A 13,713-nucleotide genomic window follows, 5' to 3' on the forward strand; every position below is an offset into this window, starting at 1 on the left:
CAGTAGGGCCAGTCTGTATGCAATACTGCGCGGATGACCAAGCGACTCCTGCGAGGTGAGCTCATCGAGGAGATCACCACGCGCGTGCTCGACGGCCGGCTGGACGCCCGGATCAACGAGGTGCACCTCGCGCGCGAGCTCGGCGTGAGCCGCACGCCGCTGCGGGAAGCGCTGATCGGGCTCGCCGACCGCGGGCTGCTCGTAGCCGCGCCCGGCCGCGGGTTCCTCGTCGCACCGCTCGACCCGGAGGAGGCCAAGCGGCTCTACCCGCTGGTCGCCGAACTGGAGTCGCTCGCCCTGCGCTGGACCTCGCCGCTGGATCTGACGCTGCTGCCGGACGCGCTCGACGCGATCGCGGACGAGATGACGGCCCTGCCCGCCGGCGCCGATCTGTCCGCTGTGGACGATCGCTGGCACGAGCTGCTGCTCTCCCGCTGCGGCAACCCGCACCTGCTGCGCTTGATCGAGCAGACGAAACCCTTGCTGAAACGCTACGAATCCGTGTACTTCGGCGGCCCCGAACGAGCCGCCGAGAGCATCGCCGAGCACCGGGCGATCGCCGGCGCGCTGCGCTCCGGCGACGTGCCCGGCGCGACGACGCTGCTCGTCCGCAACTGGGTCAAAGCACTGGCGTACCTCGAACGGAGCTGAACGCATGAAGGTCTTCGCGCACCTGTCGGACATCCACCTCGACGGCGGCGACCGCGCCGACGCGCGCACCGCCGCGGTGTTCGACTACCTGCGCGAACTCGCGGTCGAGGCGGTGTTCGTCACCGGCGACGTCGCCGACCACGGCCTGCCCGAGGAGTACCGGCGCGCGGCCGAGCTGCTCAAGCACTCCGCGCCCGTGCTCACGTGCCCCGGCAACCACGACGTGCGTGAGGCCTTCCGCGAGGTCCTGCTCGGCGAGCCGGCGGGCGCCGGCCCGGTGAACGTCGCCACCGACGTGAACGGCGTCCTCGTGGCCATGTGCGATTCCACGATCCCCGGCAAGGGCGCGGGTCACCTCGAAGACGCGACGCTCGCGTGGCTCGACGAAGCGCTCTCCGCCCACGACGGACCCGCGTTCGTCGCCTTCCACCACCCGCCGGTCGAGATCGGCATCCCGCTCGTGGACGCCATCCGCCAGACCGGCGAAGACCGCCTCGCCGAGGTCCTGCGCCGGCACCCGGACGTGCTCGCACTGCTGTGCGGCCACGTCCACACCGGCGCCGCCACGACGTTCGCGGACGTGCCCGTGCGCATCGCCCCCGGCGTGGTCTCCGGGTCACTGCTGCCGGTCGAGCCCGGTGCCGGCCGCGGCTGGGACGAAGGCGGCCCGCTCGATTTCGACCGGCCGCCGTCGCTGCTGCTGCACGTGCTGCACGACGACGGCCGGCTCACCACCCACCAGCGGGTGGTGCCGTTCAGCGGCTGAAGACGGGCAGCGTGACCCGCGACGGGTGGGCCGCGTCGTGGAAGATCTCGAACCGGTTCGCCTTGCCGTCGACGGCACTGGCCACCGGTTCGCCCGTGCCGTGGTTGCGGGCGAAGCGCGGGAACGCGCCGCCCGCCACCTGCACGCGAAGCCGGTGGCCGCGGCGGAACCGGTAGGCCGTGGGGTCGAGCCGCAGCTGCGCGGTCACGATCCCGTCGGCGTCCGCCTCGGGCGCGCCGGGCCGCAGCCGCAGGATGCCGTCGGTGACGTTGCGGGAGCGGCCGTCCTGGTCGACGTCGCAGATCCGCGCGTACACGTCGGCGTGGCCCAGTTCGGTGCGCACGAACACGGTGGCGCTCACCTCGCCGATCACGTCGAGGTCGGCGATCAGCGGTTCGCCGGTGAACACGAGCACGTCGTCCCGGGCCTCGACCTCGTTGTTGTCCTGCTGCTTGTTGGTGCCCGTCAGCAGCGGACCGCCGACCGCGGGAGTCGGGTCGGCGGGGTCGTAGGTGAACGCGGTGGGCCGGGCCTCGCCGTCGACCACCTCACCGAGGCCGCCGATCGGGCGCAGGTGCGAGTCGGTGGCCGTGGACTCGGGCGGCCACGCGTCGAAGTCGAGCCAGGTCGCCGCCTGCTGCAGGTACAGCCGCACGGGGGAGCGCTGCAGCTGCACGCGGTCGTCGAGCAGGTGCGCGCGCAGGAACCCGACCTGGTCCTGCACGGAGATCCGCAGGCTGGCCGGGTCGCCGTGGGCCCACGGCCCGATGGTGATCCGCGGCGCGCGCCCCGCGTCCTGCAGCGTCCGGAAGTCCCGCAGCTGGCCCTGGATGAACAGGTCGTACCACCCGGTGACCATGCTGACGGGCACGGTGAGCCCGGCGACTTCCGCGCTGTGGTCGGACATGGCCCAGTAGCCGTCGTCCGGTTCGGCGTGGGTGGTCACGTCGCGCAGGAACAGCACCTGCTTGCCGATCGCGGCCACGTCGGCGGCGTTCAGCGGCAGGTGCGCCATCGCGCGGCGCGTCTTGCGCTTCTGCACGGGGTTCGGCAGGCCCGCGAACCGTTCCTCCTGCCGGCCGATCATGGCCGACCACGACACCATGTTGTCGGCCGCGAGCACCCCGCCCGGGTAGAACGTGCTCACGAACTCCGAAGCCGTCACGCCCAGTGCCATGGCCTCGAGCGGCGGGTCGAGGTAGGGCCCGATCGCCCACTGCGTGTGCCCGAGGTAGCTCAGGCCCGCCGTCGCCAGCCGCCCGTCGCACCACGGCTGCGCGCGCAGCCACTCGGCGGTGGCGAGGCCGTCTTCGCGTTCGAGGTGGAACGGGCGGAACTCGCCTTCGGAACCGAACGTGCCCCGCGTGCTCTGGACCACCGTCTGCAGGCCGTGGCGCGCGAAGACGCTGCCGAAGAGCGCCGCGATCGGCCCGGTGCGCCCGTACGGCGTGCGCACGAGCACCACCGGGCCGGAGCGCTGGCCGGCCGGTGTGTACCGGTCGGCCACGAGGTGGACCCCGTCGGGCATGGGTATCCGCAGGCCCTTGGTGGCGACGGGGGCCGGGCCCTCCGCCTTCGGGAGACCGAGCAGGAGGTCGGCAATGCGCTGCAGCACAGGTTTACCCCTTTCACCGAGCCGGACGCGTCCGACGCTACCCGTCTCGCGTGAGGAGGGTCACGCAGCGCGCGGGCGCCCTTCGAGTTCCGCGGTCACGCGCAGCGCCGGGCTCGTGAAGGGTTCGAGCACGCCGGCGTCGACCCCGCACAGCTGCAGCGCGGCCGCGAGCACGGCAGGCCGCGCGCGGTCGCCGCCGTCGGCGATCTTCAGCGCCACGGCCGTGCCGTCGGGCAGCGCGGCGAGCTGCACGGCCTCGAACCCGTCCTTCGCGAGGAGCCCCGGCACCGCGCGCATCAGCGCGGTGACGTCACGCCGGGTGCCGCCCACGAGGTCCGGGTGCTGCCGGATCCCTTGGGCCACCAGGCTTTCCGGGGTGCCGGCCGCCGCGGTCGCCAGCCGTGAGGCCGCCCGGGCGAGCCCGCGCAGCGACAGCGCGAACAGCGGCGCGCCGCACCCGTCCACGGCCACGCGCGGCACGGTCTGCCCGGTGAGGTCCTCGACGGTCTTCCGGATCGCGAGCTGCAACGGGTGCCCGGGATCGAGGTACGTGCGCGGGTCCCAGCCCCGCTCCCGGCAGGTGGCGAGCATCGCGGCGTGCTTGCCGGAGCAGTTGTGCGCCAGCCGCGCGGGCGGCCGGCCCTCGGCGACCCACGCGTCACGCTCGATCGGGTCGAACGGGTAGTCGGCCGGGTTGCCGAGGTCTTCTGCGGTGAAGCCGTGGCCCGTCAGCACAACGGCCGCGGCGTCGAGGTGCCGGCGCTCGCCCGAGTGGCTGGCCGCGGCGATAGCGAACCCCGCCGGCGGCAGCCGCAGGCCCAGCCGGGCCATCGCCGTGGCCTGAAGCGGCTTCGCCGTGGAGCGCGGGTATATCGCGACGTCCGGGTCGCCGGCGGAGAAGAGCGTGGAGCCGTCCGGCGCGAGCGCGATCACCGAACCGTGGTGCACGCCTTCGACCATGCCGTCGCGCAAGAGGTGGACCAGGGGGACGTGCTGCGGCACGCGCTGCTCGGGCGCGCTCACTGCTCGGCCCTCTCGAACGCGCTCATGTCGATGCGCTTGCGCACGCAGAACCAGCCGATCACCAGCGCCACGACGATTGCCGGCAGCGCGAGCAGCGTGATCCGGCCGGTCTTGTCGAACGCCATCAGCACCACCACGGCGGCGAGGAACACCAGCGTCGTGATCTCCGTCCACGGCGAGCCCGGCAGCCGGAACGACGGGCGCGTCAGCTCACCGCGGTCGGCCTTGCGCACGAACAGCAGGTGGCACAGCACGATGATCGCCCACGTGGCGAGGATGCCGATCGCCGCGAAGTTCAGCACGATCTCGAACGCGTCCTTCGGTACCACGTAGTTGAGCGCCACGCCGAGCACGCAGACCGACGCGGTGAGCAGGATGCCGCCGTAGGGCACCTGGTTGCGGTTCATCACGCCGGTGAACCTCGGCGCCGAACCGGCGACCGACATCGACCGCAGGATGCGGCCGGTGGAGTACAGGCCCGAGTTGAGGCTCGACATCGCGGCGGTGAGCACCACGAGGTTCATCACGCTGCCCGCCGCCGGCACACCCAGGTGCGAGAGCACCGTCACGAACGGGCTCTCGTCGCCGGTGTAGGAGTTCCACGGCATGAGCATCGCCAGCAGCACCACGGAACCGACGTAGAACACCGCGATCCGCCACATGATCGAGTTGATCGCCTTGGGCATGATCTTCTGCGGGTTCTCCGTCTCACCCGCCGCGACGCCGACCAGCTCCACCGACGCGTACGCGAACACCACGCCCTGCACGATGAGGATCATCGGCAGCAGGCCGGCCGGGAAGATCCCGCCGTGGTCGGCGATCAGCTGCGGGCCGGGCGCGAGGCCGTCGACCGGGTGCTGGGTGACCAGCAGCACGATGCCGATGATCATGAACAGCACGAGCGCCGCGACCTTGACGATCGCGAACCAGAACTCCATCTCGCCGAACAGCTTCACCGAGACGAGGTTCAGCGTCAGCACCACGGCCAGCGCGATCAGCGCCAGCACCCACTGCGGGATCGGCGCGAAGAACGACCAGAAGTGCGCGTACAGCGCGATCGCGGTGATGTCGGCGATGCCGGTCGTGGACCAGTTGAGGAAGTGCATCCAGCCCGCGACGTACGCGCCCTTCTCGCCCATGAACTCCCGGGCGTAGGACACGAAGGCGCCCGAGGACGGGCGGTGCAGGATCAGCTCGCCCAGCGAGCGCACCACGAAGAACGCGAAGAGCCCGCACACGGCGTACACGATCGCCAGCGCCGGCCCGGCTTGCGCGAGCCGTCCGCCCGCGCCGAGGAACAGGCCGGTGCCGATGGCGCCGCCGATCGCGATCATGGAGATGTGGCGGGACTTCAGCGCCTTGTTGTAGCCGGCGTCACCGGCGTCGGCGTGCTTCTCCGTTTCGCCCGACGACGGAAGGGTCTGTTCACTCACGTTTTCAGTCGTTCCTGTTCTGCTTCGCCGTGCGGCCGGGCCACACGATGGTGGTCAGCGCCTGCTCGACGTGCGCGAGGTGCGCCGTCATCGCGGCCACGGCCGCCTCTTCGGAGCCATCGGCGATCGCCGTGACGATCCGCCGGTGCTCCACGTTCGACTCCGCGCGCCGGTCGCCCAGCTGGTTGAGGAACGCCGACTGGCGCGCGAGCGCGTCGCGGATCTCCTCGATGACCTTGGCGAACACCGGGTTGCCCGAGGCCTGGGCGATGGTGATGTGAAACAGCGAGTCGAGCGCCACCCACGCCGTGTTGTCGGTCTCCAGCTCCATCCGCTCGGCGAGGTGGCCGAGCAGGTCGAGGTGGCCGTCGTCCCGGCGCAGAGCCGCGTACCCCGCGACAGGGATTTCGACGTGACGGCGCACCTCGATGAGGTCGCGGGCCGAATAGTCACCGAAAGTGGGGTTCTCGGCCGGGCCGGTCGCGGTGACGAACGTGCCCTTGCCGGTGCGGGAAACGGTCAGCCCGAGCGCCTGCAGCCCGCGCAGCGCCTCGCGGATCACCGAGCGGCTGACCTCGAACTCCTTGCTCAGCGCGGCTTCGGACGGCAGCTTGTCGCCCACGGCGTACTCGCCGCGTTCGATGGCGCGGCGCAGGTAGGCCAGCACGGCCTCCATGGCGCTCACGCGACGGGGGCCTTGTCCGGCTGTCTGGCTGTCAGACAGGTTCATGGAACGAGATCGTGAAGTTCCACCGAACCGGTGTCAAGTCAGGTGGAGGTCTCCCACATCCGGACTGGGGAAATCACCGGAATCGTGTGGGCCGGTTCACGCGCGCCCGTTCTGTCGGTGGGGCGTGCGAGGGTGTCGCCGTGGCGTCACCCGCGAAGGTTTCGTCGGGCCCCGGGCGGCATGTCGGCGGGCGCGGCGGGCGGGTGAGGAGAGAGGATCCCTACGAGCCGCACAGCGCGAGCGCGGACTAGGGTGGAGGACCCCGGGCCGCGCCGCAGCAACAACCGGGAAGCCGTCTGCCTAGGGGAGGTTTTCGCTGGTGTCGAACGATTCCTTCGTCCACCTGCACGTCCACACCGAGTACTCGATGCTCGACGGTGCGGCGAAGATCGGACCCCTCTTCGCCGAAGCGGCGCGGCTGGGCATGCCCGCGGTGGGCATGACCGACCACGGCAACATGTACGGCGGCGACGAGTTCTACCAGACCTCGAAGAAGCACGGCCTGAAGCCGATCATCGGCATCGAGGCCTACATCGCGCCGGAGAGCCGCTTCCACAAGAAGCCGGTGTTCTGGGGCCAGGCCAGCCAGCGCGGCTCCGACGAGTTCGGTGAGGGCGGCGACGTCTCCGGTGGCGGTGCCTACACGCACATGACGATGCTGGCGGAGAACGCCACCGGGCTGCGGAACCTGTTCAAGCTCTCGTCGATCGCCTCGATCCAGGGCTACTACCGCAAGCCGCGCATGGACCGCGAGCTGATCGCGGAGAACCACCACGGCATCATCGCCACCACCGGCTGCCCGTCGGGCGAGGTGCAGACCCGCCTGCGGCTGGGCCAGCGCGAGGCCGCGATCCAGGCCGCGTCGGACTACAAGGACATCTTCGGCGCCGACAACTTCTTCCTCGAGCTGATGGACCACGGCCTGCCGATCGAGCGGTCCGTGCGCGAGGGCCTGCTGGAGATCGGCAAGCTGCTCGACCTCAGGCCGCTGGCCACCAACGACTCGCACTACGTCACCAAGGACCAGGCCGACACGCACTCGGCGCTGCTGTGCGTGCAGGCGGGCAAGACGCTCAACGACCCGACCCGGTTCAAGTTCGACGGCGACGGCTACTTCCTCAAGTCGGCCGAGGAGATGCGGCAGTACTGGGACAAGGAGGTCCCGGGCGCGGCCGACAGCACGCTGCTGATCGCCGAGCGCGTGCAGTCCTACGAGGACGTCTACTCCCACAAGGACCGCATGCCGGTGTTCGAGGTGCCCGAGGGGCACACCGAGGCGACGTGGCTGCGGCACCAGGTGGCCGAGGGCCTCAAGTGGCGCTTCCCGGACGGCGTGCCCGACGGCTACGAGGAGCGCTGCGACTACGAGCTCGGAGTCATCGAGCAGAAGGGCTTCCCGGCCTACTTCCTCATCGTCGCCGACCTCATCCAGCACGCGCGCGAGGTCGGCATCCTGGTCGGCCCCGGCCGTGGTTCCGCCGCCGGCGCGCTCGTCGCGTACGCGCTGGGCATCACGAACCTCGACCCGATCCCGCAGAAGCTGCTGTTCGAGCGGTTCCTCAACCCCGAGCGCATGTCGATGCCCGACATCGACATCGACTTCGACGACCGCCGCCGCGGTGAGATGATCCGCTACGCCACGGACAAGTACGGCGCCGACCGCGTGGCCCAGGTGATCACCTTCGGCACCATTAAGACCAAGGCCGCGATCAAGGACTCGGCCCGCGTGCACTTCGGCCAGCCGGGCTACTCGATCGCGGACAAGATCTCCAAGGCCCTGCCGCCGCCGATCATGGCCAAGGACATCCCGCTGTCCGGCATCGTCGACTCGAAGCACGAGCGCTACGCCGAAGCAGCGGAGGTCCGCGCCCTCGTCGAGACCGACGAGGAGTGCAAGACGATCTTCGACACCGCGCGCGGGCTCGAAGGCCTGATCCGCAACGCCGGCGTCCACGCCTGCGCGGTGATCATGTCGAGCGAGCCGCTCACCGACGCGATCCCGGTGTGGCAGCGCGACGACGGCTCGATCATCACCGGCTGGGACTACCCGTCGTGTGAAAACATCGGCCTGCTGAAGATGGACTTCCTGGGCCTGCGCAACCTCACGGTGATCGGCGACGCGCTGGCCAACATCAAGGCCAACCGCGGTGAGGAGATCGACCTCGACCGCCTCGGCTTCGACGACCCCGAGGCCTACAAGCTCCTGGGCCGCGGTGACACGCTCGGCGTGTTCCAGCTCGACGGTGGCGCGATGCGCGACCTGCTGCGCCGCATGCTGCCGACCGGGTTCGAGGACATCGTCGCGGTGCTGGCGCTGTACCGGCCCGGCCCGATGGGCATGAACGCGCACAACGACTACGCCGACCGCAAGAACAACCGGCAGAAGGTCACGCCGATCCACCCGCAGCTCGAAGAGCCGCTGCGCGAGATCCTGTCCGAGACCTACGGCCTGATCGTGTACCAAGAGCAGATCATGCAGATCGCGCAGAAGGTCGCGGGCTACACGATGGGCCGAGCGGACACGCTGCGGCGAGCCATGGGCAAGAAGAAGAAGGAAGTCCTCGAGAAGGAGTACGAGGGCTTCGAAGAGGGCATGAAGGCCAGCCCGCTGCTGCCCGGCGGCTTCTCGCCCGAAGCGGTCAAGGCGCTGTGGGACACGATCCTCCCGTTCGCCGGCTACGCGTTCAACAAGAGCCACGCGGCCGCGTACGGCCTGATCGCGTACTGGACGGCCTACCTCAAGGCGAACTACACGCCGGAGTACATGGCCGCGCTGCTCACGTCCGTGGGTGACAACAAGGACAAGTCGGCCATCTACCTGTCGGAGTGCCGTCGCCTCGGCATCAAGGTGCTGCCGCCGGACGTCAACGAGTCGGCCCTGCGGTTCGCGGCCGTCGGGAACGACATCCGCTTCGGCCTGGGCGCCGTGCGCAACGTCGGCGCCAACGTGGTGGAGTCGGTCATCAAGACGCGCGAGGAGAAGGGCAAGTACTCCTCGTTCACCGACTTCCTCGACAAGTCCGAGCTGGTGGCCTGCAACAAGCGGGTCATGGAGTCGCTGATCAAGGCCGGCGGGTTCGACACGATGGGCCACACCCGCCTGTCGATGATCCAGGTGCACGAGGACGCGGTGGAAGCCGTCGTGCCGCTCAAGCGCCAGGAGGCCATGGGCCAGTTCGACCTGTTCGGCTCGTTCGGCGGGGACGACGACTCGGCCGAGGCCACGCCGTCCTCGTCGCCGCTCGCACACCTGAAGTTCGGTGAGGAGGAGTACCCGCGCAAGCAGCTGCTCGCCTACGAGCGGGAGATGCTGGGCCTGTACGTGTCCGCGCACCCGCTCGACGGTGCCGAGCGCATCCTGCGCAAGCACGCGCCCAAGCCGATCGCCGGCCTGCTCGCCGATCCGCCGAAGGAGGGCGAGGTCGTGATCTCGGGCCTGCTCACCTCGCTGGAGCGGCGCGTGAACAAAAAGGGCGAGCCCTGGGCGATCTGCACGGTCGAGGACATGGACGCCGCGATCGAGGTGCTGTTCTTCGCCAAGGCGTACTCGATGTTCGCCGCGGACCTCATCGAGGACAACGCGGTGCTGGTCAAGGGCCGGGTCAACTGGCGCGAGGACAAGATGTCGGTGTTCGGCGGCGGGCTCGTGCCGCTGGACCTGTCCGAGATCGGCAACGGCGACGAGGAACCACCGCTGATGCTGCTGGCCGCAGCCGAGAAGATCGACCAGTCGGTGGTGAGCGAGCTCAAGTCGACGCTGCTGGCGCACAAGGGCGAGACCCCGGTGCACCTGAAACTCGTCGGCAAGAACCAGACCGTGTTCGCGCTCTACGATTACCCCGTGAAGGTCAGTTCGATGCTCATCGGTGAGCTCAAGGGCATCCCCGGGATCACCGCCAACACCTGATGACCGAGTACGTTCCGGACCCGCTCCGGTGGCGTGCCCTCGCTGTCACGTTGACGGCCGGGTTCATGACCCTGCTCGACGTGAGCATCGTCAACACGGCCCTGCCCGCGATGCAGCGTGGCCTGAACACCGGCAGCGGCACGATCCAGTGGGTCGTGTCCGGATACGCGCTCACGTTCGGCCTGGTGCTCGTCACCGGCGGGCGGCTCGGCGACGCGCTCGGCCGGCGGCGGGTGTTCCTCTTCGCGCTGGCCGCGTTCGTCGCCACGAGCGCGCTGGCCGGCGCGGCCCAGGACCCGAGCACGCTGGTGATCGCGCGGCTCGCGCAGGGCTGCGCCGCGGGTTTCCTGACCCCGCAGAACACCGGCCTGATCCAGGACCTGTTCCGCGGCGCCGAACGCGCCCGTGCGTTCGGCATGTTCGGCGCGGTGGTCGGCATCTCCACGGCCGTCGGGCCGGTGCTCGGCGGCGTGATCCTCGCGGTGTTCGGTGATCCGGGCGGCTGGCGCTGGGTGTTCTACGTGAACGTGCCCGTGGGCGCGCTGGCGTTCGGGCTCGCGATGCGGCTCCTGCCGAAGACCGAGCGGCGCCGGGTCCGGCTGCGGTCGGAGATCGACGTCGCGGGCATTCTGCTGCTGGCGGTCGCGGTGCTGGGGGTGCTGCTTCCGCTCGTCGAATCGCAGCAGGACGGCCTGCGGCGCCTGTGGTGGCTCTTCCCGATCGCGGCGGTGTGCTTCACCGCGTTCGTGCTGTGGGAGCGCCGGGTGGTGGCACGCGGCCGGCAGCCGTTGCTCGATATCCGGTTGTTCACGAGCACACCGGGGTACGCGCCCGGCGCCGCGGTGGGGGCGCTGTACTTCTGCGGGTTCGCCGGCGTCTGGCTGGTCTTCGCGCTGTTCTTCCAGCAGGGGCTCGGGTACACGCCGTTGCAGTCCGGGCTGTCGGTCACGCCGTTCGCGATCGGCTCGGCAGTGTCGGCCGCCGTCGCGGGACGGCTGGTGCCCCGGTTCGGGCGGCGGCTGTCCGTCACGGGCCTGAGTCTCGTGGCCTTCGCGCTGCTGGTCGTCGCGGCGGTGGTGGAGTTCGTGCCACCGTCGGTCGCGGGGTGGGCGGTCGCGCTTCCGTTGCTGCTCGGCGGAATCGGTGGCGGCATGGTGATCTCGCCGAACACCACGCTGACGCTGGAGTGCGTGCCCACGAACATGGCGGGCGTCGCCGGCGGTGCGTTGCAGACGGGGCAGCGCATCGGCACGGCGATCGGCACGGCGGTGCTGGCTTCGGTGTTCGAATCGGCGGTGGTCGCGTCGGGGCGGAACTACCCTCGCGCGCTCACCATCGCATTGTGCTGCTCCGCGGCGTTGACCTGTGTGGCGCTGCTGCTGGCGGTCCTGGAGCTGCGCGCGCGGCGCGTCCGGGCGGCTCGCAGTGAGGAGCACGAGGCGGCCGAGCGGGCCGCGGCCGTTCACCGACTGTGAGATGGTCACGCTCACTCAGCAGTATTGGTGAACTACTTTCAGCTATTCGGTGATGCTCCATCCGAGTGACACGCTACGATTGACCCTGGTGCTACTCAGAGCAACCGGGTAGACCTTATGGAGCCTTCAGCACGACACTTTGGCTACCTACAGTGGCATTTCGATCGATCGACCGGGGATGGGTCGATCGGCCGAGCGGCTGAGAGTTCCGGAGTTCCATGGAATGGACACTCTTGGTCACCTCCCAGGCAACGGATCGTCGGCGTCCGCGGGGGACCGTACGGCGACCGCCGGGAGCAATGCCCGGGGTGGCGAGGGAGTGCGGCGAAGGCATTCGGGCGGGCCCGGGAGAGGGGGAACCGGGCCCGCCCTTTTTCACCTCGGTATTCCTCCCCTTTCACCCTCCGGTGGGGGTCGTACTCGCCTGAGCGCTTTGACCGTGTTGGGATGACGGCGTTCGTCGGGTGAGTGCGGGGAGCGTCGATGTCCCAGGGGATTTTTCCGGTCCAGCGGATCCGGGTGTGGTACCGGCCGATGCGGTCACGCGACAGCGGCGAGAACCACCGCGTGTCCACCCCGCTGGAACTGCTCTTCGACCTGTGTTTCGTCGTCGCCGTGGGCGCCGCGAGCGCCGATCTCCATCACGAGCTGGTCGAAGGGCACATCGGCCACGGGATCCTGAGCTACGCGATGGTGTTCTTCGCGATCTGGTGGGGCTGGCTGAACTTCAGCTGGTTCGCCTCCGCGTTCGACACCGACGACGTGCCCTACCGGCTGGCCACCCTCGTGCAGATCGCCGGCGGCCTCACCGTCGCGGCCGGCGTGGACCGCGCGTTCAACGGCGACTTCCGCGTGGTGATGGTCGGCTACGTGCTGATGCGGCTCGCGATGGTGACGCAGTGGCTGCGTGCCGCGAAGTCGGATCCGGAACGGCGCACGACAGCGCTCTGGTACGCGGGCGGGATCACGGTCGTGCAGGTGTTGTGGGTCGCCGACGCGTTGATCGCTTTTCCCCAGACGACGGCGGTGATCCTGTTCGCGGTGCTGGTGGTCTGCGAGCTCGCGGTGCCGAGCATCGCGGAATCGCGGGGCGGCACGTCGTGGCACCCGCACCACATCGCCGAGCGCTACGGCCTTTTCACGCTGATCGTGCTCGGCGAGGTGGTGCTGAGCGCGACCACCGCCGTGAAGGAGGGCGTGTCCGAGGGCGAGCACGTCGGCACCCTCATCGGGCTCGCCGCGGCCGGGCTCGTACTGGTGTTCTCGATGTGGTGGCTGTACTTCGACCAGCCGGGGCACCTGCGGCTCGTGCGCCATCCGTCGCTGCTGAGCACGTCGAGCTGGGGGTACGGGCACTACCTGATCTTCGCGTCGGCCGCGGCGGTCGGCACGGGGCTCGAGCTGGCGGTGGACTACGACACGCACCACAGCGCGATCAGCGGCCTGGCCACGGCGCTCGTGGTGACGGTGCCGGTCGCGGTGTTCCTGCTGAGCGTGTGGCTGCTGCACATCGGGCCGACGAACGAGTGCCGGGAGATCGCGATCGGGTACCCGGTCACCGCGGTGCTCGTGCTGGCGGCTTCGTTCGGGCCGGCGCCCATCCACGTCGCGGCGGTGCTCGCGGCCGCGTTGGTGGCGCTGACGGTGTTCGCGACCCACGGGCGGGTGCGGTCGGCGTGAGGGGTCGTCGGCGGTCGTGTCGGCCCGCTGCGGGTTGCGTGGGCTTGAGCGGCGGATCGATGCAGGTCAGGGAGCCGGCGCACGCTTAAGGGACCCCCCTGTTCGGGCCGGTTTTCGGCCATGTAAAGTTCTCCAAGTCGCCAGGGAAACCGAGCGGCCGCCGGGAACACGAACCAAGCTCCCACCTCTGGTGGTAGAGTGGGTGGTCCCAAACCTCCGGAGCTGAACCAGCCCCCAGCGAAGCGCGAGTTTCGCCAGGGTGTACTGTAGCTCTCCGGAACAAAAAAGCTTGAAACAACGCGGTGATCTGGTTTGCCTGCTGGGTGGGCTGGGTTGCAGTGTGTTGCTTGAGAACTCAACAGTGTGCTAGTGAACTAAGCCAGTAGAGCTTATATGAAACCCCCTCGTCGGGGTTTCCTTTGAGAAAACTAGA

Annotated in this window: 9 protein-coding genes; 5 read left to right on the plus strand and 4 right to left on the minus strand. The window is 69.7% G+C overall.

Going from position 1 to position 13,713, the window contains the following annotated elements:
- Nucleotides 1-33: 33 nt before the first annotated feature.
- Both AB0878_RS17925 and AB0878_RS17930 read left to right on the plus strand, forming a co-directional pair.
- Nucleotides 34-651: a GntR family transcriptional regulator gene (locus AB0878_RS17925; RefSeq protein ID WP_366581089.1), complete on the plus strand. Its 618-nt coding sequence runs from the start codon at nt 34-36 to the stop codon at nt 649-651.
- A gap of 4 nt (nt 652-655) precedes the next feature.
- Nucleotides 656-1,417: a metallophosphoesterase gene (locus tag AB0878_RS17930; protein WP_366581091.1), complete on the plus strand. Its 762-nt coding sequence runs from the start codon at nt 656-658 to the stop codon at nt 1,415-1,417.
- Here the strand turns inward: AB0878_RS17930 and AB0878_RS17935 are convergent.
- Genes AB0878_RS17935 through AB0878_RS17950 form a run of 4 tightly spaced genes read right to left on the minus strand, consistent with a single transcriptional unit; the run spans nt 1,407 to nt 6,164 of the window.
- Complete coding sequence (locus AB0878_RS17935) at nt 1,407-3,032, minus strand: CocE/NonD family hydrolase (protein ID WP_366581093.1); 1,626 nt, start codon at nt 3,030-3,032, stop codon at nt 1,407-1,409. The two genes, AB0878_RS17930 and AB0878_RS17935, sit on opposite strands and share 11 nt — an antisense overlap.
- A gap of 60 nt (nt 3,033-3,092) precedes the next feature.
- Nucleotides 3,093-4,055, minus strand: a complete 963-nt coding sequence (locus AB0878_RS17940; protein ID WP_366581095.1) for an asparaginase — start codon at nt 4,053-4,055, stop codon at nt 3,093-3,095.
- The gene (locus AB0878_RS17945) at nt 4,052-5,488 is read right to left on the minus strand and encodes an amino acid permease (protein WP_366581097.1); all 1,437 of its coding nucleotides are present in this window, start codon (nt 5,486-5,488) and stop codon (nt 4,052-4,054) included. Before AB0878_RS17945 ends, AB0878_RS17940 begins: the two co-directional genes overlap by 4 nt.
- Nucleotides 5,489-5,492: 4 nt before the next feature.
- Complete coding sequence (locus AB0878_RS17950) at nt 5,493-6,164, minus strand: FadR/GntR family transcriptional regulator (RefSeq protein ID WP_366581124.1); 672 nt, start codon at nt 6,162-6,164, stop codon at nt 5,493-5,495.
- Nucleotides 6,165-6,537: 373 nt separating this feature from the next.
- Between AB0878_RS17950 and dnaE the strand changes: the two genes are divergently transcribed.
- The 3 genes from dnaE (at nt 6,538) to AB0878_RS17965 (ending at nt 13,280) form a co-directional block, all read left to right on the plus strand.
- A complete protein-coding gene (gene dnaE / locus AB0878_RS17955; RefSeq protein WP_366581099.1) occupies nt 6,538-10,125 on the plus strand; it encodes a DNA polymerase III subunit alpha in 3,588 nt (1,195 codons plus the stop codon).
- The gene (locus AB0878_RS17960) at nt 10,125-11,600 is read left to right on the plus strand and encodes an MFS transporter (RefSeq protein ID WP_366581101.1); all 1,476 of its coding nucleotides are present in this window, start codon (nt 10,125-10,127) and stop codon (nt 11,598-11,600) included. The genes dnaE and AB0878_RS17960 overlap by 1 nt, the downstream gene beginning before the upstream one ends.
- 483 nt (nt 11,601-12,083) lie before the next feature.
- Nucleotides 12,084-13,280, plus strand: a complete 1,197-nt coding sequence (locus AB0878_RS17965; RefSeq protein WP_366581103.1) for a low temperature requirement protein A — start codon at nt 12,084-12,086, stop codon at nt 13,278-13,280.
- Nucleotides 13,281-13,713: the final 433 nt, after the last annotated feature.

The sequence above is a fragment of the Amycolatopsis sp. NPDC047767 genome (genome assembly GCF_040704195.1).
In the GTDB taxonomy this organism is placed as follows: Bacteria; Actinomycetota; Actinomycetes; order Mycobacteriales; family Pseudonocardiaceae; genus Amycolatopsis.